Here is a 23,901-nt window from a genome sequence, read left to right on the forward strand (position 1 = left end):
ACTCCCTGAGGTTAATTTAACGAACATCAGCCACAGGCCGCCAGCGCGCGGCCGGGTGGCGCGCGGGCAGACGATCCTGCTGCTGAAAAATTTTTTGCCGGAGCGATCCCGGCTGATAGGCGGTTTTAAAGCGGCCGCGCTGCTGAAGTTCCGGCACCACAAGCTCAATAAAATCGCGGTAGCTTTGCGGATTCAGGATGCGCGTCAGATTGAAGCCGTCGATGTCACCTTCATCAATCCAGCGGATCAACTGGTCGGCGACCTGGGACGGGTTGCCGACAATCACCGGGTAGCGGCTGCCAAACGCGTGCTGCTCCAGCAGCTGGCGACGCGTCCAGCCGTTATAGGCTTTGCTCACCGATTCAATGGCGCGCGTGTCGCCGCTGTGAATCGGTTCATCGAGGCCAAACGCGGCGAGATCGACGCCAATTGAGCTGGAGAAGTGCGCAATGCCGGCTTCGGCACTGGCGTATTCCAGATAGCTGCGGTGCTTCTCCTGCGCTTCGCGTTCGCTGGCGGCGACGATTACGCTGACGCCCATAAAGATGCGTAAGTCGTCCGCCTGACGACCCGCCGCCACCGCCGCGTGGCGCAGACGCTGCGCCTGCTCGCGCAGCGCCGCCGGCGAGCTGGCATTCACGAAACTGCACTCGGCGTGCCGCGCAGCAAACGCCACGCCGCGTGCGGATGAGCCTGCCTGGAACAGCAGCGGCGTGCGCTGCGGCGAGGGGCTGCTCAGGTGATAGCCCTGCACCTGATAAAATTCACCCTGATGATTGATCGCGTGAATCTTCTGCGCGTCGGCATACAGCCGGCGCTGTTTGTCGGCCAGCAACGCATCGTCCTGCCAACTGCCTTCCCACAGCTGATAAGTGACATCGAGAAATTCATCGGCCTGGTCGTAGCGCCGATCGTGCGCCAGCAGTTGCTGCTGCCCCATGGCGCGCGCCGCGCTGTCGAGATAGCCGGTCACGATGTTCCAGCCGATGCGGCCATTGGTCAGATGGTCGAGCGTCGACAGGCGGCGGGCAAAAGGATAAGGGGCTTCGTAGCTGAGATTGGCGGTCACGCCAAAGCCCAGATGCTGCGTCACACTTGCCATGCCGGAAATCAGCATCAGCGGATCGTTCACCGGCAGCTGAATGGACTCGCGCGCCGTCAGGCCGATACCCTGCTGATACACATCGTAAACGCCGAGAATATCGGCAATGAACAGTCCGTCGAACAGGCCACGCTCCAGCAGACGCGCTAAATCCAGCCAGTACGCCAGCGAATTGAACTCCACCGAGCGGTCCTGCGGATGGGTCCACATGCCATGGTGAATATGCCCCACGCAGTTCATGTTAAAAGCATTGAGCAGAATCTGTTTGCGGCTCATAGCGTTCCCCGTCGCGGCGGCAGCACGCCGTTAAGCAAATAGTTGCCGATGACCGGATATTTCCAGCGTACCGGGTCATGCAGCGTGTGGGTACGCGCGTTGCGCCAGTGGCGATCGAGATTGTGCTCGCGCAGGCTGGCGCGCGATCCGCCCAGCTCAAACAGCAGGTTGCCGGCTTCCAGCGCCACCTCAGTGGTCCAGGCACGCGCTTTCGCCACTTCAACCGATGCCAGCGCGACGTGTTCAGCGCTCGGGTTGCGTTGGGCGATATCGACCGCCTCCCCGGCGACATCCAGCAACGCATCACCGGCGCTGAGTCGTGCGGCAAGCCGCCCGGCGCGATCCAGCGTCAGCGGATCGTCACAGGCTCGCTTAACGCCGCTGTCCGGCCACGGTCGCGCGCGCTGCTGCACAAAGGCCAGCATGTCGTTGAAGGCCGCGCGGGCAATGCCCTGGTCGATGGCCGCATGCATAATCTGGGCAAACGGTCCGACGGTGGTCGGCCGCTCAAACGCGCTGTGAAACGGCACCACATCGTCCGGCGCGATCGCCACATCACGAAACTGCACGCTGCCGCTGCCGGTGGTGCGCTGGCCGAAACCGCTCCAGTCATCAATCACCGTCACGCCCGGCTGATGGCGCGGCACAAACACCAGCTGTTCTTTGCCGTCATCGGCGATGGCCAGCGTCGGGATGCGGTCGGCAAACAGCGCCCCGGTGCAGTAAAATTTGTCGCCGTTGAGGCGCAGCCCGCTGGCGGTCTGGCTGAAGGCGGTGGTGCGCTGATGCGCCGCCGCAGAGCCGAACTCCGCCAGCGCGTTGCCATAGTGAACGCCCGCCAGCACTTCGTTGTACAGCCGCTGTTGCTGGGCATCGCTGCCGTTAACGCGCAGCACTTCCAGCGCGTAGAAGTGGTTTTGTGGCACCTGACCGATCGATGCATCGGCAGCGCTGAGCATGACAAAAATCTGCGCCAGTTCTGCGCTGGAAATCTCAATACCGCCCCACGCACGCGGCACGGTAATGGCGCCCAGGCCAGACTGGAAATAGTGCTGAAGTTCAGCATGTGGCAGCTCACGCTGCCGATCGCGCTGCGCTGCGCCGCTGCGAAAGCGTTCAGCCAGCTCTTCTGCCACCTGCAGGGCCTGCTGCGCACTGCGGATGCGTGCTGCCGGCTTTTTAGCGAAAACCTGCGTCATTATCGCTCCTTAAATCCACGCATGACGCGCGGGCAGAACATCATTGAGGTAATAGTTGCCGATGGCGTGCGTTTTCCAGCGCACCGGATCGTGCAGCGTATGGGTGCGCGCGTTGCGCCAGTGGCGATCCAGCCCATGCTTCAGCAATGTGCCGCGGCTGCCGCTCCACTCCAGCAGCTTTTCGCTGGCTTTCAGCGCAATTTCGGTGGTCAGCACTTTGGCTTCTGCAACCGCGATGGAGGCGCGCGCGCAGTGCGCAGCGGTAAGCGCGTGCGGGTCAATGCTGTCCAGTACGCGCGCCGCCCGCACCAGCAGCGCGTTGGCGGCGCTCAGTTCGGTGCTGATACGCCCGACATCGGCGAGAATGTAAGGATCGTCTGCGTTGCGGCTCACGCCCGCGTCCACCCACGGACGCGAGCTGCTGTGAATAAACGCCAGCGCCTCATCCAGCGCGCCCTGGGCGATCCCGGCGTCAATCGCGGCCTGGATCAGCTGCGATACGGCACCGCGCAGCGTTGGCTTATCGGGCGACGGTAGCGCGATGGTCAAACCGGCATCGACCGCCACCTGCTGGAGCTTCACCGTGCCGCTGGCGGTGGTGCGCTGACCGATACCCGACCAGTCATCGATAATCTCAACGCCCGCTGCCGGCAGCGGAATGAACGCCATTACCGGCTGGCCCTCCTGCTGCGCGGTGGTCACCAGAATGTCGGCAAACAGTGCACCGGTGGAATAGAACTTTTCACCGCTGAGCCGTAACCCCTCCGGGCCTGACACCAGCTGCGCCTGCATATCACGCGTGTGTTTGCTGTTCTTTTCCGGACCGCCGTTGCCCAGCCGCTGGCCCTGTACCACCGCGCTGAGCAGGCGCTGCTGCTGTTGCGCGCTGCCTTCCCCCAGGATGAACTGGATCAGCCCGAAGTGGTTTTGCGGAATCTGGCCAAGCGACGGATCGCTGGCGGAGATCAGGCGGAACACCTCCGCCACGGTACCAAACGACAAACCGCCGCCGCCAAACTGGCGCGGCACGCTGATACTGCCCAGCCCCAGCTGGGTGAACTGATCGAGCAGTTCACGCGGATAGATACGCTGTTGGTCGCGTTCGGCTGCCCCGGCTTTCGCCTGTTCCGCCAGGTGGCGGGCGGCGTCGATTGCCGCCGCGTCAGACGTAATCACCGCCGCGCGCTGAAGTTGTTGAGCCCTGATTTGCGTCATCGCTGGATTCACTTTTTATTTTGCTGTGATTCACAGGCTCATTCTGCCAGGGCAGAGAGCCGTAATTTAATAACAGATTGAGCGCGATGATAATCAGCGGGAATAACAGCGGTAAAGAGCACGGTTATGCTATATCCGGCAAACGGCATGCAGAAAGAGAATAAAGAATTTATCAGGGATAAGAAGGCGTTAGCGGGCGCGGAGATGCAGGGTTATTACGCTGAGTGACACGGGCGAATTATCTTAAGTATTAATTCCGCTATCGATAGTGATAAATGACATTATTGTTTTATTGCGCCATGGGCTGGCGCAATAGAGTGGGCATTACGTTATCCCGGTATTACGCCTGCGCCAGATACATCGCCGGGGAATAGTGGCGCGTCGATTCACTCTTCTCACTGTGCGGTGTGCTGGTACTGTCGATCAGCTTCGCCAGCTGATAAGTCTTCACCGTTTCCTGCTGCGTCAGCTGCTGGGCGAAACGGGCGGTGAGGTTACCCTGCGCATCCTGCGTCACCTCAGTGGTGCTGCGCGTTTCATCGTGAATCTGGTGGTAGTGATAGTTTTGTGACTCTTTGGTTTCATTGAGCGCCAGCGGCGAACTGGCGCTTAGCGCGGTATGAAAACTGGCGTTTAGCTTAAACAGGGTTTCCTGCGTCATGCGCTGCGTATCGCCGTTCTTCTGCTGGCTGCTGCGCTGCGCCACATCCAGAGCGAAAGTATCTTCTTCTTCCGGCTTCAGCGGATTGCTGGAGCGCGCCGTCTGGTGATAGCTGGCCGAGAAATCCGCCAGGCCGCTGATGGCACCGGCCTGCGCCGCATGCGCGCCTACGGTGATCGCCTGCGGGGTGCGCATCGCCACGCCGGCCGCCGCGCTGGTGCTGTTTAAGGTCTCGAAACCCTGCTTAAACAGTGCCAGCGCCGCGCGATCGCCGTGACCGCGCGAAGCGGCCTGATCAAATTTCGCGCTCCACTGCGCCAGGGCGCTCTGCTGCTGACCGGCGTTGCTGGCCTGCGCCAGGCTGCGCATGTCCGTCGTCAGTTTGAAACTGGCGTCGGCATTATGGAAACCCAGCCAGCGTGAACCCGGGTCGGCATGCAGATTCAGCGACTGCATCACTTCGCCGCTGCGACGCAGGTCGGTTTTCAGATCAACGCTGGCCAGCTGGTTACTGTCAAAACTGAGCAGGTCACCGACATCCAGTTTACCGTTGCCGTTATCCAGCCCGCTCAGGGTTTTCTCCAGCGCGCCAGAAAGTTTGGCAATTGCCGCAGCTTCGTCATCGCTCAGCTTACCGTGAGTGGTTTTCAGTGCCACCGCTACGCCATCCTGCTGCCGCGTCATCTGCAGAGTCAGGCTCACGCCGGACTGAGTGGTAATCTCCAGTGCCACCGCGCTCTGCGTGTCAGTTTGCGCGCCGCCGCTGGCCGGTACGCTGATGGTGACATCGTCACGCTGCTGCGTCAGTGCGCTCAGCAGCGCGCTGCCAATACCGTTCATGCTGACGCCCGAGCTGCGCAGCGCACCCATCGCCTGCGTCTGCATATCAGGCGAAAGAGGCGTGCTGGCGGTGACGCGCGCCGGCGTCATTTGGTACACCGCAGAGATGGCGTCGGTGGCTTCGCTAAAGGTGACTTTCGCTGAGGCGTCTGCCGTCAGACTATTTTGCCGGGTCGCATTGCTTGCCGTGCTGCTGGTCACGCGTGCGCTGGCGCTGCTGAGATGGAGCGGTGAGAAACTACCCGGTCCGATACCGTTAATCATCCTGACTATCCTCGCTGGTATTATACCGCTACGTTATCGGCGATCCTGACGAAATCTTTACACTTCCGCACGGCGCATGACGGTGCAAAATGGTTGTTGAAATTAATAATCATTATCACTAATCTGTCTGGCGCTTTCGCTGTGACACGGAAGTAATTGACTCGCCAGCTAGTAAGGAAGCGCCATGATTTATCGCTTTATCATTCCGCTGTTCACCCTGCTGAACCTGCTGCTCAGCCCCGCTGTCGGTTTCGCCCGGCCTGATATGACGCCGCTCGGACCCAATATTGCCGACAAAGGCTCTGCCTGGTATCGCTTCACTGTTAACACGTTTGATTCCGCTGACGGCCAGCGCCACTACAAGGTGTGGACGGCGGTGCCACGTAAACCGGCACCGGCCACAGGTTACGCGGCGCTGTATATGCTGGATGGCAACGCGGTGATGAACCATCTCAGCGAAGCACTGTTGCAGAAGCTGGCAGCAGGCAACCCGCCGGTGCTGGTGGCGGTAGGCTATCAGACCCCGCTGCCGTTCGATCTCGCTGCGCGCACGCTGGATTACACCCCGCCGCAGCAGGTGCAGGATCGTCGCGGCCGGCCAGCCGGCGGCAGTGCCGCATTCCGCCAGCTGCTGGAACAGACTATCGCGCCGCGTGCCGAACAGCATCTGCCGATCAATGCGCAGCAGCGTGCGCTGTGGGGCCACTCTTACGGCGGGCTGTTTGTGCTGGACAGCTACTTGACCTCCGGATTTTTCCAGCGCTATTTTGCCGCCAGTCCTTCCCTGCGCGGCGACGCAACGCTGTTGCAGCAAATGGCAGCGGTGACGCCCGCATCGTTTAAGCAGAAGCAGCTGGTGCTGATGGAAGGCAACGGCGAATCACGTCCCGGCGTCATCGATGTGCTGAGCCGGATTAGCACCACTCTCGACGGCATGCATGAAAAAGGCCTGGCGGCTCGCTTCCAGCTGTTTCCCGGGCTCAGTCACGGCCAGATGTTTCCGGCTTCGCTGGAAAGCGCGCTGTCGGCTATGGCGGAAGACGGTGCGCCGTCACGCGCACCGGATGAGTGAAAGGGCAGCTAGTTAAAGAATTTGATGTCGGTTGGCGTTGCCAGCTTCGCCGCCACACCGCGCGCGCTCAGCTTGCCGCTGTGCGCATCAAAATCAAACAGCGTAATGGTGTTGGTAAACACGTTGGTGACATAGAGGTGTTTACCGCTGTTATCAAACGCCAGCGCGCGCGGCTCAATACCGTCGGCGGCATAGCGCTGTGGATCTGTCAGGCTGCCATCGGCGGCAATCTTAAACACCAGCAGATGATTGTCAGATCCGCGGTTAGCGGCAATCAGGAATTTACCCTGCGGGCTGAGAATGATGCCGCCACCGCTTTTATAGGCGGCGCTGCTGTTTTGCGTATTCAGCGCCACCTGTGCCTGCCGTTCCAGCCGGTCATCAGTGACGCGGAACACCACGATTTCGCCCGCCATTTCAGTAATCACATAAGCGTGTTTACCGTCGGCGGAGAACACCATGTGGCGCGGACCCGCACCTGGCGCAAAGCTCACATCACGGCTGGTATCCGCCTGCAGCGGCTCTCGCCGATCCGCGTGGTAGCGATAGGCGTGCAGTTTGTCGTCACCGAGATCGGCCGCATACAGATAGCGGCCATCATGGGTAAAGGTGGTGGAGTGCGCATGGCCGCCATCCTGCCGATCTTTTACCACGCCGCTGCCTTCGCTGAACGCGAAATGCTGGACCTGTTCGCCCAGCTTGCCGTCCGACGCAATCGGGAACACCGTCACCCCTGCTCCGCCTTTCGCCACCGAATAGTTGGCGACAAACAGGAATTTGCCGTCCGGGCTGAGAGTGGCGTGCGTCGGCTGCTCGCCGTGGCTGTCGACCTGATTCAGCACCCGCACTGCGCCCTGTTTATCGATCGCCAGCGCGGTAACGGCACCGGCATTCTCTTCATTGGTGGTATAAGCAAACCGCCCGTCGCGTGATTTAACGATCCACGACGGGCTTTTCATCCTGATCACCTCTAGCGGCTTGAGCGTCCCGTCGCTGTTGACCTGCATGCGATACAAACCTTCACTGGGTCGATCCGGCTTTTGTACCGCAGGGGCATCCGGAATACTGGTCCAGGTGCCGACTAATGCTGTTTGATGATGTTCCGTGTTCTGCGCCATAGCACTCCCCGCCAGCGTCAATAGAGCCAGTGATATTGCCACGGTTAAGTTAGTTGCTAAACCGCCAGTTGCCGGTTTTGGGTATCCACTCATTGTCTTTCCACCATAATCGGAATTTTCACGGGCCTGCGCCCAAACCAGGTTGATTTTTTTGTATTGAAACGGACGTTGTTAACGTCTCGTTAACGACTATAGTGGCATTCGCTGCGCGCAAAGCTGCGCAGGCCGATCAGCTTCACAAATCGGTTTATTTAATTGTGCCTTTGCTAATAGGTCATAGCGTTTGGTTATGGATGGCAGGAAGCAGTGTAAAAAGCCCCGGCACGCATGCTTTAATCTTTCCTTTACCGAACTCAGGGATGGTCACGACGTTATGCTGCCGTTTTCTAATGGTTTTTTATTGAGTTTATCGCTGTGTCTGGATATCGGACTCGCCAACATCGCCATGCTGACGCTGGCGATGCAGCGCGGTTATCTGCACGGTTTCTGGCTGGGCATGGGCACCTGCGTGGGTGATTTAATTTACGCCTTACTGGCGATGGCTGGCATGGCGGTGGTACTGCAGTTTACGCCGGTGCGCTGGTTGCTATGGATTGGCGGCGGCATCTTGCTGCTGTGGTTTGCCGCTAAAATGCTTTACGCCGCGCTGGCCAAAAAAATCGACATTCCCACGGCTGAAACCCAGCCTTATCGTTCACTGCTGCGCGAATTTCGGCGCGGCATCGTGCTGGCGATGTCGTCACCGACGGCGATTCTGTGGTTCGCCAGCGTGGGCGGCGCGCTGATAGCCCGCATCGGCCACAGTGATGCCGGTGCAACTTCGTGGTTTCTCAGCGGGTTTTTCCTCGCCGGGGTGGTGTGGACCTGTGTAATCTGCCTGATCGGCAGCATGGGCGGAAAGCTGTTAGGCGAGCGCCTGCTGAAGTATTCGTATCTCGCCTCAGCGCTGATTTTCTGTTATTTCGCGGTGTATGTGATTTGGTCGGGATACCGCGAGTTCGTGGCGGTTTAAGTCACCACGTAATCGTTTGAAATCATGCGATTATCCAGTTACGACAGCGCAAGCGTAGTAAGGTCGCCATGGATGGCGACCCGGAAAACGCCGCGCGGCCGTGAAATGCACCACTTAAACGCCGGCAATCCGCCTCAGCTCTGCCTGCGCACCCGGCGCCACCGCCAGCACCTGCGCGCCTTTTAACAGCCGATCGCCCTCGGTGTTAAACGGGTGATACCAGCCGCCGGCCTCTTTCACCAGACAGTAACCGGCCAGGCAATCCCACGCGTGCATGTAGGGTTCGAAATAGCCCACCACGCGTCCGGCTGCCACCCACGCCAGCATCAGCGCACCAGATCCGATACGGATAAAGTTGCCACCCGCTGCCAGCAGTGACGCCAGCAGGCGGCCCACCTCTTCCGGGCTGACATAGCTATTAGCGCCAAAGCCGGTAACGTGATTTTGCAGCGTACGTGACGGATCCACCTGTAAACGGCGGCCATTCAGCGTTGCGCCCTGGCCGAGCGCGGCGACGTAGCACTCCTGATAAGTCGGCGCAAAGATCACGCCAATCACCGGTACGCCGTCATGCAGCACCGCAACGGAAACACACCAGTTTGGCATACCGTTGAGGAACGGGCTGGTGCCGTCAATCGGATCGACCACCCAGGTGTAGCCTGACGTGCCCGGCTGCAGGCCGTACTCCTCGCCAAGAAAACCGTCGTCCGGGAAGCTGGCGCGAATCTGCTGGTCGATCATCTGTTCCACCTCGCGGTCAGCGCGTGATACCACATCCTGCAGGTCGTGCTTGGTTTCGACCACCAGCGTGTCACGCTGATTGAAGTAGGCCAGCGCCTTCTCCCCGCCCGCCCGCGCGACGCGTTCGGCCAGCAGCAGACGCGATTGCAGCGCGTCATTTTTCGTATCACTCATGCGTTATCCTTAAATTAACCGGCAATCAGGGCCAGACCCTGAGGTTTAAAATCAATCGCCACCCGGGCGTCCAGCGGCAGCTGCTGCTCCATCTGCGCATCGACGATGAACAGCGAGCCCAGTTCCGTGTTGACCTCGTATTCGATGTGATCGCCCAGCCAGGTGGCGTGCGTCACCTCACCGCGCAGTGCGCCTTCAGCACCGCTGTGCAGGGTAATGAACTGTGGTCTGACCGACAGCTGCGCGGAGCCGGTCGTGACGCCGTTACCACGCACGCGATAGCGCTGCCTGCCGAGTCGCACCAGCGCTTCACTGCCTTCTACCTGTTCGACTTCGCACGGCAGAATATTGGCTTCGCCCATAAAGTCAGCGATGAACACCGAATTGGGCGCGTGATACAGGCTTTCCGGCGCGCCCTGCTGAGCAATATCGCCCTCTTTCATGACAATAATTTTATCCGACACCGCCAGCGCCTCTTCCTGGTCGTGCGTGACATACACCGCCGTGAAGCCCAGCCGCTGCTGCAAATCACGAATATCCGTGCGCACCCGGCGGCGCAGGCGCTCGTCGAGATTGGAGAGCGGCTCATCCAGCAGCAGCACCTGCGGCTCCAGCACCAGCGCGCGCGCCACCGCAATGCGCTGCTGCTGCCCGCCGGAAAGTTCGGACGGCAGCCGCTGCCCCTGACTCTCCAGCCCGACCAGTTTCAGCCCTTCGCGCGCACGATCCTGCGCTTCCTTTTTGCTCATGCCGGACGATTGCAGGCCGTACATGATGTTGTCGAGCGCACTCATATGCGGAAACAGCGCGTAGGATTGAAACACCATCGCCACGTCGCGCTCGTTGGCTGGCAGATGCGTTACGTCTTTGCCACCAATTAAAATACGCCCCGAAGTCGGATGTTCCAGGCCGGCCAGCAGGCGCAGCGTGGTGGTTTTACCGCAGCCGGAAGGCCCCAGTAGCGTCACCAGCGTACCTGGCTCCACCGTCAGCGATAAATCCGGCAGCGCGGTAAAACCGGCAAAGCGTTTTTCGACGTGTTCAAACACCACGGAACCAGCAGTAATCGCGGTCATACGGCACTCTCCTGAGTTAACGAAGGGGAAGCAGGTGGCGCGGCGACGTCCACCGGGCGCGCCACGCGGCGCAGGCGACGTTCGCCCACCAGCCACTGGAACACGCCAATGATCAGCAGCATCACCACAATCAGCACCGTGGAGTAAGCGATGGCGACGCCGTATTCGCCATTCTCTACCAGCCCGACGATGTAGGACGTCGCCATGTTGTACTGAGCGCTGACAAGGAAGATTACCGCGCTGATCGAGGTGATGGCGCGGACAAAGGCGTACACCAGCGCCGCGCTGATTGCCGGTTTCAGCAGTGGCAGCACCACTTTGCGCAGCGTGCGGAAACTGCTGGCACCCAGCGTCAGTGACGCTTCATCAAGGCTTTTATCCAGCTGGCTCATCGCTGCGATACCGCCGCGCACGCCGACTGGCATATTGCGGAACACAAAGCAGGCAATCAGGATCATTGCGGTGCCGGTAATCTCCAGCGGCGGCAGGTTATAGGCCATCACGTAACTGACGCCGATCACCGTGCCGGGAATGGCAAAGCTCAGCATCAGCAGGAACTCAAACGTCTGACGACCGGCAAATTTCTGCCGCACGATGAGCCAGGCGGTCAGCAGGCCCACCACGGCGGTGAGCGGTGCGGCAATCAGGGCAATTTCCAGCGTGGTCCAGAACGAGTTCCACGCCACGCCGCTCCACAGCAGATGACCGTCACTGACGCTGACGCGGAAAGCGCGCACGTAGTGTTCGATGGTCAGCGCATCGTTCAGGCCCCACGACTGCACAAAGCCGCCCACCACAATCATGCCGTAGATCACCAGGGTAAACAGACCCCATGGAATCACCATGCCGTATACGCCGTAGCGCAGCAGACGCGGCAGCTGACCATGTTTGCCGCCGTCGCCCTTGCCGGTCACCGTGGCGAAGTTTTTGCCACCCAGCCACAGCCGCTGCAGCACAAAGGCGGCCAGCGTGAAGCACAGCAAAATCATCGCCAGCACCGCGGCGCGACTCGGATCGTTTTGCGCGCCTACCACCGAGAAGAAAATTTCGGTAGAGAGCACGCCGTGACTGCCGCCCAGCACCATCGGATTACCAAAATCGGCCATGCTTTCGATGAAGCTGATTAAAAAGGCATTAGCCAGACCCGGCGCCATCAGTGGCAGCGAAACGCGGCTGAAGGTGCGCCAGCGGTTAGCGCGCAGCGTTTGCGACGCCTCTTCCAGCGACGGACTGACGCCCTCCACCACGCCAATCAGCACCAGAAAGGCAATCGGCGTGAACGACAGCACCTGAGCAATCCAGATACCGGTCAGGCCATACAGCCAGCGGCCGGGCTCGATGCCAAACAGCGCCGCCAGATGCTCCGTCACCACGCCCGAGCGACCGAACAGCAAAATCAGCGCCAGACCAATCACGAACGGTGGCGTGATGATCGGCAGAATGGTCAGCATGCGCAGCGCTTTTTTGCAGGGCAGCGGCGTGCGCGTTGCCGCCAGGGCAAAGGCCAGACCCAGCAGCGTCGAACCGCTGGCAGTCATCAACGCCAGCCACAGCGTGCGCCACGCGGTGCCGCAGGTGCCGCCTTTCAGACAGGCAAGGCTCCAGATCGACGGATCCTGTAAATTGCTGATCAAACCGTCCGGTTTGAAACTGCCGTCAACGTCCTGCACCGACACCACAAACATGCTGAGCACCGGATAGAGTACGAAGATGCTGACCAGCGCAGTCAGCAGCACCAGCGACGCCACCACAAAGGCATCGCCTTTCAGCACGCCGCGTTCGGCCAGCGCAAACGAGAACAGCAGCAAAAACACGGTCAGCAGCAGGAGCGCGCCAGCGCCCATCGCTGGCTGTCCCTGCGGCAGCGCGCCGAAGCGATTTTCCAGCCATAGCCAGCTCCAGCCGCTGTAACCAATCGCGTGCCCTTCCACAATCAGGAAGATCACGCCCAGCGCGCTGAACAGCAGCAGCAACCGGCTGCGTGCGCTGCCGGGCAGTAAACCACAGGCGGCGCACAGCGCCAGCAGCGCCACGGCGAGCGCCAGCCATGGATGGCTGCCGATCTGCCACAGTGCCGGCGCGCTGGCTTCATCACGCCACAGGTTAAGCAGCCAGCCGCTATCGAAAAAGCCTGCTTCCAGGCTGTACCACGGCAGCAGCAACAGCGCGACGGCGCCCAGCAGCAGCGCGCCCGTCAGACGGCGATTATTTGCGTTCATGTGTTACCTCAATGCGGAATCATCGCGCCATCCTTAGCGCTGTCGGAACCGGCAAGCCGCCGCCAGCGGCAGCGTCCGGCGATGCGGCATTACTGCGCGCTGGCGCCGATCTCTTTATCCCAGCGGCTCAGCAGCGCTTTACGTTTGGCGGAATCGCCGTAGGTTTTGAAGTCATAATCAATTAGTTTGATGTTCTCGAAGCGCGGCGCGTATTCGGAGATCTCAGCACTGCGGTTTGACGGCAGCTGGAAGGATTTGGCCTCTTTCATGTGCGACTGCGCTTCGGCGCTAAGCGCCCAGTCGTACCACACTTTGGCATTGGCCAGATTGCGTGCCCCTTTGACGATCGACATTGAGCCAATCTCATAGCCAGTGCCTTCACAGGGCGCGACGGTTTTGATCGGGAAGCCGTCGACTTCCATCGCCACCGCGTCGTGCATAAATACGATGCCCACGGTGGTTTCGCCCCGCGCCGCTGCCTTCACCGGCGCCGAGCCGGATTTGGTGTACTGGGAAATATTGGCGTTGAGCTTTTTCAGGTAATCGAACGCTTTGTCCTCGCCCATGATCTGCACCAGCGTCGCCAGGGTGTTATAGGCGGTGCCGGACGAGTTCGGATTGGCAATCTGAATTTCGCCTTTGAAGGCCGGATCGAGCAAATCAGCCCAGCAGGCTGGCGCTTTGAGCTTTTTATCCGCCAGCAGTTTGGTGTTGTAGCCCCAGCCGAGCGCACCGGCATAAATCCCTACCGTACGGTAACCTGAGTTTTCCGCCTGCTTCTGCGCCCAGTCCTGCTGCTGGTCGAGCAGCGGCGATTTATACGGCTGCGTCAGCCCCTCTTCCGCCGCCTGCATATGCGGATCGCCGGTGCCGGCCCACCAGATGTCGGTGCGCGGGTTACGCGCTTCGCTGCGCAGGCGGGCATAGGCTTCACCCGCTGACAGGCGCACCATGCTGACTTTAATATCCGGATGTGCCTGGCTGAAAATGCGCGTCATATGTTCGCACACCACCACGTCCGCCGAGCAGACCATATTGAGATTGCCAGCGGCCGTCGCGGCAAACGGCAGCGCGGTGCAACTGAGGGACAGCGCGATGGCCAGTGAGGTGTAGCGCATGATGTTCTCCTTGGTTGGCAGGGTTCCGTGCTTAACAGAGGTTTTTATTTGCACGTGTGTGCAAATTAGTAATGAACAGAAAATAGCCTGTCAAATAGCGCAATCTGCAATTGACAGGCTGTGTCACAAAAATGCAACAAATGTGATCGCAGACAAATTGCACAGCTTTGCAATTTACGGCAGACTGCTTTTCAGCCGTAATTGTGAGGAGTTGAAGATGCAGAATGACAAAGCCGGGGTGAGCGCGCAGGATGTGGCGGATCGCGCGGGCGTGTCGCGTTCGGCGGTGTCGCGCGCCTTTACGCCCGGTGCCAGCGTTTCTGCAGCCACCCGTGCCCGGGTGATGAAAGCGGCGCAGGAGCTGGGCTATCACGTTAACCACCTGGCGCGCGGGCTGGTGCGCAACCGCAGCGGCATCGTCTGCCTGATCGTCTCTGAAATCGCCACGCCTTACCGCGCCACACTGGTGCGCTGGCTGACACAGTTTTTACAGGAAGCGGGCAAAGTGGCGATGCTGATTAATACCGATCGTTCCGACAACAGCGTCTCCGCCGCGCTGCTACAGGCGATTAATTTTCGCGCCGACGCCTCCATCATCCTTTCCGGCATGCCGGATCGCACCATCACCCGCCAGTGCTATCAGCACGGTCAGCGTATCATCCTGATCAACCGCGACGAAGCGCTGCCGGGCTCGCTCAGCATCAACCTCGACGCGCAGGCGGCGGCCGAAACGGCGGTGATGGCGTTTCAGCGCGCCGGCTGCCGTCAGCTGGCGTTCGCCAATTCGCTGGCCGGTACGCCGAGCCTGATCAAACGTGAAGCGGCGTTTATCGCCGTGGCGGAGCGCGCCGGACTGACGGTCAGCGTGGAGCGATTCGGCACCACCTCGTATGAGAGCGGTCAGATCCTGGCGCATCGCCTGCTGACGCGTCATCAGCGCCCGGACGCAGTGTTCTGCGTCACCGACCTGATGGCCTGCGGTTTCATGGATGAAGCGCGCCACCGTTTCCAGCTGCGCGTACCGGAGGATTTGTGCCTGATTGGCTACGACAATATCGCGCAGGCTGGCTGGTCATCTTACAATCTCACCACCTTCGCCCAGCCGGTGGAGCGCTTTGCCCGCGACGCCATCGCCTGGCTGACGCAGACCGAGCAGGCGGAAAGTGGTTTTACGCCGCAGAGTGAGCAGCAGCACGACATGCTACTGTATCAGGCTGATGTGGTATGGCGCGGATCGGTGCGTGGCGGCTGATCTAAGCGCGGCATACCTGCCGTACCGTGTCACGCAACCAGCGGTGTGCGGCATCCTGCTCCAGCCGCGGATGCCATAGCTGTGACACCGTCACCTCTGGCGTGGCAAACGGTAATTCAAACATCGCAAACGCCGGATTATGTTTGATTAGCGGATGGTGCAGGCACAGCGTATGCGGCACCAGCGCCAGCCAGTCGCTGTGCAGCGTGAGCGCGACGGCAGTGGAAAAAGCGGGTACCACGGCCGCCACCTGGCGGGTAAAACCGGCGGCGAGCAGCGCCTCATGCACCGGCCCGCCCAGCTCACCGCGCCTTGACGCCACGATGTGACCATATGCGGCCAGCTGCGCCAACGTCACGTCCGCGAGTAACGGATGCCCTGCGCGCACCACGCCGACGAAGCGATCGCGAAACAGCGCCTGCAGCCGAATCTCCGGTCCCATATTGCCCAGTACGCCAATCTCCAGATCAACGTCGCCGCTGCGCAGCGGTCGATCATTTTTCTCTGCTTTCGGCATGAAGCGCAGCTGCACGCCGGGCGCCTGTGCGCGGACTGCGGCGATCAGCGCGCTGCCAAACGCTTCGACAAAACCTTCGTTGGTACGCAGCGTGAAGTGGCGCTGCAGCTCGGCGGCAGCAAAGCGTTGCGCGGGTGGACTCAGCAGCGCCTGCGTGTCCTGCAAAGTGGCATGCACCTGGCCGCGCAGCGCTTCGGCGTGTGGCGTCAGCACCATCACGCGCCCGGCGCGCACCAGCAGCGCATCGCCGGTGGCAGCACGCAGTCGCCCCAGCGTGCGGCTCATCGCTGACTCGCTCAGCCCCAGACGACGCGCAGCGCCCACTACGCTGCCTTCACTGAGCAGCGCGTCCAGCGCAGGGAGTAAATTCAAATCGACGCTATTCATCGCATTATCCTTATTGATTGAGCGCCATCTGGCAAGGCGTTTGCTGCAGGTTATCTATGCAGATGCTGCGCGTTCCGCCTGTTGTCATGCAAGGGTAGACTTTTCACTCACCCCAAAACCAGGAGAGGGTCATGAACAAGGCTTCCCGTGCTTTATTGATTGGTGCTTCACGCGGCATCGGCTTCGCGCTGGCGGAGAATATGCTGCAGCGTGGCTATCAGGTGGTGGCGACCGGCCGCCAGCACTCCCTTCACGCGCTGCAACAGCTGGCGCAGCGCTACCCGCAGCAGCTGACGGTGGAGAGCGTGGACATCACCGTGCCAGCAGAGGTCAACGCCCTGCATCTGCGGCTAAGCGGCCAGCAGTTCGATCTGCTGCTGGTCAACGCGGGCGTGAAAAATGACGATCGCGAAACCCTTGCCGATGTGTCGACGGAAGAGTTTATTCGCGTAATGGTCACCAACGCGCTGAGCCCGCTGCGCGTGCTGGAAACCTTCAGAAACAACGTCAGCGCGCATGGCACGCTGGCGGTGATGTCCTCCGGCCAGGGCAGTCTCACCAACAACACCCAAGGCAACTACGAGGTGTATCGCGGCAGTAAAGCGGCGCTGAATATGTTTATGCGCAGCTTTGCCGCGCGTCACGACGATGCACGCACGCTACTGCTGCTGGCCCCCGGCTGGGTACGCACCGACATGGGTGGTGCCGGGGCGCGACTGAGCATTGAGGAGAGCATCCCGAATCTGCTCAACACGGTGGAAAGCCAGACCGGACGCGGCGGCCTGCACTATCTCGATTACCTCGGCCGCGTAGTGCCGTGGTAAGCATTTCACGCCAGCTTGCGTTCGATCAGCTGACGCAGCGTGGCGCGCAGCCAGCGGTGCGCCGGGTCTTCGGTCCGGGCGTTATGCCACAGCAGCGAAAGCGCATAATCCGGCATGCCGATCGGCACCGCCGTCGTACTCAGCGCATAGCGCTCTTGCCATGCCTGCACCAGTCCCTGCGGAACGGTCGCGAACAGCGGCAGACGCTGCAACATTAGCGGTAACACCGAGAAGTGCGGCGTGACATAACGCACGCGGCGCGTCAGCCCCTCGCGGGCTAACGCGGCGTCCAGCGCACTTTCACTCACGCCGCGATAGGAGACCAGCGCATGCTGATACTGCACGAACTGCGCCAGCGTCAGCGGTGGTGCAAGGTCAATTTGTCCGCGATGCCATACCGTGCGGAAGCCGGCGCGCGCAATGTGCTCCCGCGTGAGATCGCGGCTGGTTTCCTCTCCGACGGTCACCACCGCGTCAGCCTGCTGCTGCTCCATCAGCGGAATGGCCTGCCACGGATCGGCAGCCACCACCCGGATATCAATATTCGGAGCCGAGTCGGCCAGCTGCAGCAGTAAATCGGGCATCAGCCAGTGCTCGAGCCAGTCGCTCATGCCGAGCGTAAAACTGCGGCTATCGTGCGCGGCATCAAAGCGATCGGCAGTGAAAATAACGCGATGGACGCTCTGTAGCAGGGGTGCGATCTGGCGCACCAGCTGCTCTGCGCGCGGCGTGGGCATCATGCCTTGCGAGGAACGCACGAACAGCGCATCGTCAAACATTGCCCGCAATCTTTTTAATGCCGCGCTGACTGCCGGCTGCCCCAGATAAAGCCGGTGTGCCGCCTGGGTTACGCTACGCACGTCATACATGACCAGCAGCACAATCAATAAGTTAAGGTCAATTCTGCTCAAATCATTTTCATTGATGCCTTTCATGATTTTAATCGATTTAAATAATGATATAGCTCTCAGTATAGTGACCTGTAGTAACAGGCACCACGCTTTAAGGAGGCAATATGACCCTGCACATAGGTGAATGCAGCATTGATAAAGTGATCGAGCAGACCAGCTCACTCCCCTTCGCTGCGCTGTTTCCGGCACACCGCGAGACGATGAGCGACACGCTGGCACAGCAGCCGGCAGAGCTATCCATCCATAGCTGGGTGGTGCGCACCGCTCGCGACACCATCGTGATTGATACCGCAACGGGCAATGGCCGAAACCGCGATAACAAGCCGCTGTTTCACCAGCTGCAAACCGCGTGGCCGCAACGTCTGGCCGAAGCGGGCGTCGACCCTGATGAAGTGACGCTGGTGCTGATGACGCATATCCACACCGATCACGTCGGCTGGAATACCTGCTGGCGCGCTGGCCGCTGGCAACCGATGTTTCATCATGCGCGTTACATCTGTTCAGCGCGTGAACTGGCACAGTGCCGTAGCACGCCGTCGATGCAGGCGCTGTATCACGACAGCCTTGCGCCGCTGCTGGCGAGCGGCCAGCTGGAAACCATTGATGTGCAGCACTCCCCGCTGTTTGCCGGTGTGCTGCGCTATATGCCGACGCCGGGCCACAGCGTCGATCACGCTTCAATTGTGCTGCAAAGCGCCGGTGCCCATGCGGTATTTAGCGGTGATGTGATGCATCATCCAGTTCAGTTTGCACATCCGCAATGGAACTCAGTTTTTTGTGAGGATTTACCGCGCGCCGTAACGTCACGTCAGTTACTGATAGACTGGTGCATCCGCCATCAGGCACTCTGGTGCAGCTCACATTTTGCCGGCAGTTCGTGCGGCCGGGTTTCGCCAGAGCGGCAATGGATTCCTGTGGAGGCCTGAACCATGCAATACGCTGATTACCTCACCGCGTCGCTGGGGGATATGCAACAGGCGCTGGCCCAGCGCCGGGTGAGCGCACGCCAGCTCACCATGTTTGCGCTGCAGCGCATTGCTGACGTGGATCAGCCGCGCTACAACGCCATCAGCTGGCTGTTTGCCGATGACGCGCTGGCTGCGGCCGCTGCCAGCGATGCCGCACGGCAGCAGAATGCGCCAGTTGGCCCACTGGCCGGTATTCCGCTGCTGATTAAAGACAACATTGAAGTCAAAGGCTGGCCGACCAGTGCCGGTTCGGCGCTGCTGCGCGATGTGATTGCCAGCGAGGATGCACCGCTGGTTACGGCTCTGCGTCAGGCTGGCGCAATCCTCATCGGCAAAACCACCATGCATGAACTGGCAGCAGGCATCACCGGCGCGTCGTCGCTGAGTGGCTTCACCCATAATGCCTGGCAGCAAGGCCGTTCTCCGGGAGGTTCAAGCAGCGGTTCAGCCGTGGCGGTGGCCGCAGGCTTCGTGCCGCTGGCGATAGGCAGTGATACCGCCGGTTCGGTGCGCATTCCGGCCGCGTTTAATGGCCTGTTCGGCTTACGTATGACGCGCGGTGCACTGAGCAGCGCTGGCATCGTGCCGCTGTCGCCTACCCAGGATATCCCCGGACCGCTGGTGCGCTACGCGGCTGATTTGCGGCTGATCAGTGAAATACTCACGGGCCAGCGTTTTTCCCGTCCCGACCGGCCGTTGCGCATCGGCATCTGGCAGGAAGGATTTGCCGCAGAGGAAACGGAGATTAACCAGGCGGTGCAGGATGCTGTGGCACCGTTTCAGCCGCGCATGCTGAGCTGGCCGCAGCTGGAGACGCTGGCGACGGAAGCCAATATTATTGCCTATGAATTTGCCGACGCGCTGGCCGCCTGGCTGGCGGATAAACCGCAGGCACCGCTGCGCACGCTGGCGGCGATTGCCGCTTCAGGACGCTATCATCCCCAGTTGGAGGCCACCTTCAAAACCCGCGCGCAGCATCCCGGCATGCAGAGTGACGGCTATCGCGAGGTGCAGCTGCGCCAGCAGAGGCTGTATCAGCAGCTGGCGCAGTTTTTTCAGCAGCAGCAGATCGACCTGCTCGCTTATCCGGTAGTCCGCCATCCGCCAGTGAAGCATGGCGAGTTACAGCCTGGCAGCAACGCGCTGATCTCAGCCGTCACCGGCGCACCGGCAATCAGCATTCCGGTCGGCCTGAGTACGGAAGGGTTACCCATCGGCCTGGAGCTTCTGGCGCTGCGCGAGCGGGAAGATGTGCTGTTAATGGCGGCAGAACAGATTGAACAGGCGCACCCGCCGTTCAACCGTGCAGCGCCAGCCCTTTGATGGCTTTATCCACCGCCTTTTTCGGGCCGCGCAGCGCGATGCCCACCAGGTTGAGATTATCGGCGTCTTCGGCCAGAAACACCGCGCGGTTGGCGGCATCGTGGCCGGTGGAAAACATCGCTTCGACGTAGGGAATCAGCGTTAACTCGCGCTCTACGCCCTGGCGATGCGCCCGTTGCAGGCCGGCTAAATCGGCGGCAAACACCAGCATCGGCTGGCCGGCCATGTTGCCGTACTGACGACCGAGCGCGTCGACGTAGGGTTCACCCATCATCTCCGGCGCGGCCGCCGCAATGCCGGTCGCCAGAAAAGCCACCACATTCAGGCGCTGCCAGGTGGCTAAATCATCACGTACGATTAGGGCAATTTTGGTATCAAACATCTGTCAGAACTCTCCGGTGAGGATTAAAAATCCCATCATCGGATAGCCGGCATAGAGCGGTATAGAACGTTTGTGCACTGGCGCTGATAGGCGGCGGGCGTGAGACGATAAGCGCGCTGGAACCAGCGGCCAAGATGGCTTTGGTCGGCAAAGCCCACCTGCGCTGCGACCTGCACTGGCTCAACGCCCTGTGCCAGCAGCGCACGCGCGCTACGCAGCCGCAGCCGCACCAGATAGGCGTGCGGCGACTGGCCAAACGCCTGCTTAAACTGGCGCGTCAGGCGGAAACGATCGATGCCGGACAAGCGCGACAGATCGTCCAGCCCGATATCCTGCGCCATAAAATCGTGCAGATAGTCACGCAGCAGATGCATCTGCCGCTGAGCGTCACTGAGTTGCATGCCTGGTTTATTTTCCAGATGCCGGGACAGCAGCGTGAGCAGATGATCCAGGCTCTGATCGCGCGCCAGCCGCCCTTCCCGCTGATGCACCGCAAACCATGCCTGCTGAATCGCACTGGCCAGCTGCGCATCATCGGTGAGCGTGGAGCGAAATGCCCCCTGAATATTCGCCACATCGCCCAGCCCGCGGCGCTGCATCATCTCCGCCACCCAGGGTTGCGGCAGATAAAGCATCACATAGGTAAAACCGGCGGCATCGGGCGCGTGACCATCGTGTACCGCGCCCGGCTCAATCAGAATAGCGCGGCCCGGCGTGCTGGTGTGTAGCGCGCGGTGACAGTTAAAGCGCTGCAGCCCCTGCTGCGTCACACCGACCAGCAATTCGTCGTGGTCATGCGGATCGTAAGCGTGGCCGCAGAAGTGCGCGTTAACACTTTCGATGCCCGTCTCCTCATCGCGACGGAAATCAACCCAATCGTTAGTAGCTGACATAGCGAATTCGTGACCTCTGACGGCGTATCAGGCATAGCCTAGCAGCCGGAACCACAGATAATCCAGCGGTAACAGCAGCAGCGCGCTCAGCACAAACACCAGCAGGCACAGCTGCAAACCGGCTCTGGCAGGCACATTCCCCAGCCCCATTGCCACCACGATGGGCGACGCCTGATATGGCAGCAGCGGGGTGGCGTAGGCAAAAACCTGCAACATCACCACGCTCAGTAGCGGAAAGCCCGAAGCGGCAGCCAGCTCCTGCGCCATCGGCGTAACCATCGCCGGCACGCCGTTGGCGGTGAGCACAAAATTCAGCAGCGTCACCAGCGCATTGAGCACGGCAAAATTACTGAATGACGGCGAATCATGCAGCGGCAGCAGGTGAAGCAGTGCATTGGCGATGAGCCGCCCCAGGCCAGAGTCCACCACCACCGTGGCGACGCCGAGAATGCCGGCGATATAGATGCAGGTGCGGAAATTGACGCCGCTGGCAAAATCGTCGCCCGAAAGAAAGCCCACGCGCGGTAACAAACACAGACACGCCGCGGCCAGCCCGACCCACGCAGCAGATAAGCCGTGCAGGCTGTCGGTCATCCACAACAGTAACGTGACGGCAAGTAGGCCAATCAGCCGCCATTCGCGCCCGCTTAGCGCCGGCAATGCTTCCCGCGTTGCCACCGGCTGCGGCTGAGCGCGGAACAGCAGCGTAATGCAGGCAACCAGCAGAATACCTTTGCCCAGCCCCACCACCGGCATGTGCAGCAGCCACCACGGCAGCCATTGCAAATGCAGCTGATACGCATTTTCCGCCGCGCCGCTCAGCACCAGGTTTGGCACGTTGGCGGGCAGAATACTGGCAGAGAGTTGAAAGGTGCCGAAGCCCACCGCCAGCGCCAGCCCAATGCTGCCGCGACTGCCCGGCCGGATACCGGCCCGCTCGCCCAGCGCCAGCACCACCGGCATCAGCAGCGCGATGCGTCCCATGTTCGACGGCATCACCAGCGCCAGCAGATAACTCAGCAGCACCGTGCCCGCCACCATCCGCGGCCAGCTCTGGCTGAACGGCACCACCAGCCAGTTGGCCCAGCGTTGGGCAAGGCCCACTTTGCGGATCGCCGCGCCCAGCACAAAACCGCTCAGCACCAGCCAGAACGCTGAGGAGGCAAAACCGCTGAATACGCTGCTGACTGGCGCTATCGACAGCAGCATCGCCGCCGCAAAAAACAGCAGCGCGGTAAGGTATTCCGGCAACCGCGCCAGCGCCCACAGCAAAATTGTGATGCTGACCACCAGCGTGGTCAGCCAGAATGAGGTATCAATCATCGTGCCTGAACTCCCTTTCTTCGCAACTGCGCACAAAGCGCATCAGAATAGGGCAATCCCTGTCGCAGAACGCTGCGGCAGTTAACAGTTTGTTAACTCGCCAGCTGCGTTAGCCACTGAATCAGCGCCTCGCTGCCGGGCTGACTGCGGGAGCGCTGTGGCCAGGCGAGGAAATAGGGTTTGCTCAGCGGCAGGCTGAGCGGATCCACCACCTGTAGCGCGCCGCGCGCCAGTTCGCCGGCAATCAGACGACGCTGTCCCAGCAACACACCGGCCCCGGCTACTGCCGCGTCGATCGCAAGTGAGGTGAGATTAAAGCTGAATGCCGGCTGGGCCGCCGGCTCCATACTGCCTTTGGCCTGAAACCAGCTGCGCCAGTCGGGCAGAAAGCGGCCTTCATTGCCCCAGTCCAGATGGATCAACGGCGCCTTGCTGAGCAACGACTCGCCCGGGTAACGCTGTATCAGCGCCGGACTGGCGACCGGCAGCACCTCGTCACAGAACAGCCGTTGTTTGTCAAGTTGCGGGTAGCGATCCTCACCAAAGCAGATGACAAAATCTGCCGGTGTGGCGCTGAAATCCACCGGCGCATGAGTGCCGTGCAGGCTGAGATCGCAGTCCGGGCAGTGAGCCCGCCAGGCGGTAATATTCGGCAGCAGCCATTTCGACGCCAGCGCCGGCAGTGAATAGAGCGTCAGCTTTGGCATGCTGGCCGCATGGCGCAAATTTTGCTGCCCCAGATGCAGAATGTCGAACGCTTCACTGACGTAGCGCAGATACTCTTTGCCGGTTTCCGTCAGCATCACGCCGCTCTGGGTACGCACAAACAGTGCGCTGCCCAGCTGCGCTTCCAGCTGACGAATTTGCTGGCTGACGGCAGCCGGCGTCAGCGCCAGCTGCGCGGCGGCTTTCGCCAGGCTACCAAGTTCCGCTGCCACTTTAAACGACTGAATCACGCTGATTTTCGGCAAACGCGACGCGGGTGCAGGCATTAAGGTTTCCTTAGCAAGGCGTTAAATATTTATCGTTAGGCA

21 protein-coding genes are annotated in these 23,901 nt (G+C 60.7%); 6 read left to right on the forward strand and 15 right to left on the reverse strand.

The window, feature by feature from the left end:
• Positions 1-16: 16 nt before the first annotated feature.
• The 4 genes from AC6I8F_RS21730 to AC6I8F_RS21745 form a co-directional block, all read right to left on the reverse strand.
• Entirely contained in the window at positions 17-1,378 is a 1,362-nt protein-coding gene (locus tag AC6I8F_RS21730) for an LLM class flavin-dependent oxidoreductase (RefSeq protein ID WP_498028868.1), read from the reverse strand.
• Entirely contained in the window at positions 1,375-2,577 is a 1,203-nt protein-coding gene (locus tag AC6I8F_RS21735; protein ID WP_498028869.1) for an SfnB family sulfur acquisition oxidoreductase, read from the reverse strand. Before AC6I8F_RS21735 ends, AC6I8F_RS21730 begins: the two co-directional genes overlap by 4 nt.
• A 9-nt stretch (positions 2,578-2,586) precedes the next feature.
• Entirely contained in the window at positions 2,587-3,792 is a 1,206-nt protein-coding gene (locus AC6I8F_RS21740) for an SfnB family sulfur acquisition oxidoreductase (protein WP_058776055.1), read from the reverse strand.
• Positions 3,793-4,132: 340 nt separating this feature from the next.
• Positions 4,133-5,557: a hypothetical protein gene (locus AC6I8F_RS21745; protein WP_104093393.1), complete on the reverse strand. Its 1,425-nt coding sequence runs from the start codon at positions 5,555-5,557 to the stop codon at positions 4,133-4,135.
• A 184-nt stretch (positions 5,558-5,741) separates the two neighbouring features.
• On the opposite strand from AC6I8F_RS21745, the gene AC6I8F_RS21750 reads away from it, so the two are divergent.
• Entirely contained in the window at positions 5,742-6,629 is an 888-nt protein-coding gene (locus AC6I8F_RS21750; RefSeq protein WP_282995495.1) for an alpha/beta hydrolase, read from the forward strand.
• Positions 6,630-6,637: 8 nt separating this feature from the next.
• Here the strand turns inward: AC6I8F_RS21750 and AC6I8F_RS21755 are convergent, their stop codons facing one another.
• A complete protein-coding gene (locus tag AC6I8F_RS21755) occupies positions 6,638-7,840 on the reverse strand; it encodes a lactonase family protein (protein WP_420799935.1) in 1,203 nt (400 codons plus the stop codon).
• 280 nt (positions 7,841-8,120) lie between these two features.
• Between AC6I8F_RS21755 and AC6I8F_RS21760 the strand changes: the two genes are divergently transcribed.
• Positions 8,121-8,759: a LysE family translocator gene (locus tag AC6I8F_RS21760; protein WP_058770305.1), complete on the forward strand. Its 639-nt coding sequence runs from the start codon at positions 8,121-8,123 to the stop codon at positions 8,757-8,759.
• 114 nt (positions 8,760-8,873) lie between these two features.
• Here AC6I8F_RS21760 and AC6I8F_RS21765 read toward each other — a convergent pair whose 3' ends face one another.
• From AC6I8F_RS21765 to AC6I8F_RS21780, 4 genes are all read right to left on the reverse strand, one after another.
• Positions 8,874-9,674: an inositol monophosphatase family protein gene (locus AC6I8F_RS21765; RefSeq protein WP_021508951.1), complete on the reverse strand. Its 801-nt coding sequence runs from the start codon at positions 9,672-9,674 to the stop codon at positions 8,874-8,876.
• Positions 9,675-9,688: 14 nt separating this feature from the next.
• Entirely contained in the window at positions 9,689-10,750 is a 1,062-nt protein-coding gene (locus AC6I8F_RS21770) for an ABC transporter ATP-binding protein (RefSeq protein WP_498028870.1), read from the reverse strand.
• Positions 10,747-12,969, reverse strand: a complete 2,223-nt coding sequence (locus AC6I8F_RS21775; protein WP_058781082.1) for an ABC transporter permease — start codon at positions 12,967-12,969, stop codon at positions 10,747-10,749. Before AC6I8F_RS21775 ends, AC6I8F_RS21770 begins: the two co-directional genes overlap by 4 nt.
• 89 nt (positions 12,970-13,058) lie before the next feature.
• Entirely contained in the window at positions 13,059-14,087 is a 1,029-nt protein-coding gene (locus tag AC6I8F_RS21780; RefSeq protein ID WP_058759035.1) for an ABC transporter substrate-binding protein, read from the reverse strand.
• Between the two features lie 217 nt (positions 14,088-14,304).
• On the opposite strand from AC6I8F_RS21780, the gene AC6I8F_RS21785 reads away from it, so the two are divergent.
• A complete protein-coding gene (locus tag AC6I8F_RS21785) occupies positions 14,305-15,339 on the forward strand; it encodes a LacI family DNA-binding transcriptional regulator (protein ID WP_125310855.1) in 1,035 nt (344 codons plus the stop codon).
• Position 15,340: 1 nt separating this feature from the next.
• Here the strand turns inward: AC6I8F_RS21785 and AC6I8F_RS21790 are convergent, their stop codons facing one another.
• Complete coding sequence (locus AC6I8F_RS21790; protein ID WP_278427236.1) at positions 15,341-16,243, reverse strand: LysR family transcriptional regulator; 903 nt, start codon at positions 16,241-16,243, stop codon at positions 15,341-15,343.
• A 131-nt stretch (positions 16,244-16,374) separates the two neighbouring features.
• Here AC6I8F_RS21790 and AC6I8F_RS21795 point away from each other — a divergent pair, with 131 nt between their 5' ends.
• Positions 16,375-17,067 carry an SDR family NAD(P)-dependent oxidoreductase gene (locus AC6I8F_RS21795; RefSeq protein WP_125310858.1) on the forward strand — a complete coding sequence of 231 codons (693 nt, stop codon included), beginning with the start codon at positions 16,375-16,377 and terminating at the stop codon, positions 17,065-17,067.
• Between the two features lie 5 nt (positions 17,068-17,072).
• On the opposite strand, the gene AC6I8F_RS21800 is transcribed toward AC6I8F_RS21795, so the two are convergent.
• Positions 17,073-17,978, reverse strand: a complete 906-nt coding sequence (locus tag AC6I8F_RS21800) for a LysR family transcriptional regulator (RefSeq protein WP_275029481.1) — start codon at positions 17,976-17,978, stop codon at positions 17,073-17,075.
• A 104-nt stretch (positions 17,979-18,082) separates the two neighbouring features.
• Between AC6I8F_RS21800 and AC6I8F_RS21805 the strand changes: the two genes are divergently transcribed.
• Positions 18,083-18,904, forward strand: a complete 822-nt coding sequence (locus AC6I8F_RS21805; RefSeq protein ID WP_127834988.1) for an MBL fold metallo-hydrolase — start codon at positions 18,083-18,085, stop codon at positions 18,902-18,904.
• Between the two features lie 3 nt (positions 18,905-18,907).
• Positions 18,908-20,269, forward strand: a complete 1,362-nt coding sequence (locus AC6I8F_RS21810) for an amidase (RefSeq protein ID WP_104187535.1) — start codon at positions 18,908-18,910, stop codon at positions 20,267-20,269.
• Here AC6I8F_RS21810 and AC6I8F_RS21815 read toward each other — a convergent pair.
• From AC6I8F_RS21815 to AC6I8F_RS21830, 4 genes are all read right to left on the reverse strand, one after another.
• The gene (locus AC6I8F_RS21815) at positions 20,244-20,651 is read right to left on the reverse strand and encodes a DUF2000 family protein (protein WP_058770312.1); all 408 of its coding nucleotides are present in this window, start codon (positions 20,649-20,651) and stop codon (positions 20,244-20,246) included. The genes AC6I8F_RS21810 and AC6I8F_RS21815 overlap by 26 nt on opposite strands.
• A gap of 35 nt (positions 20,652-20,686) precedes the next feature.
• Positions 20,687-21,544: an AraC family transcriptional regulator gene (locus AC6I8F_RS21820; RefSeq protein WP_104187537.1), complete on the reverse strand. Its 858-nt coding sequence runs from the start codon at positions 21,542-21,544 to the stop codon at positions 20,687-20,689.
• A 27-nt stretch (positions 21,545-21,571) separates the two neighbouring features.
• Entirely contained in the window at positions 21,572-22,867 is a 1,296-nt protein-coding gene (locus AC6I8F_RS21825; protein WP_498028871.1) for an SLC13 family permease, read from the reverse strand.
• Between the two features lie 92 nt (positions 22,868-22,959).
• Complete coding sequence (locus tag AC6I8F_RS21830; protein ID WP_498028872.1) at positions 22,960-23,859, reverse strand: LysR substrate-binding domain-containing protein; 900 nt, start codon at positions 23,857-23,859, stop codon at positions 22,960-22,962.
• Between the last annotated feature and the right edge of the window lie 42 nt (positions 23,860-23,901).

The organism is gamma proteobacterium symbiont of Axiagastus rosmarus (assembly GCF_059730925.1).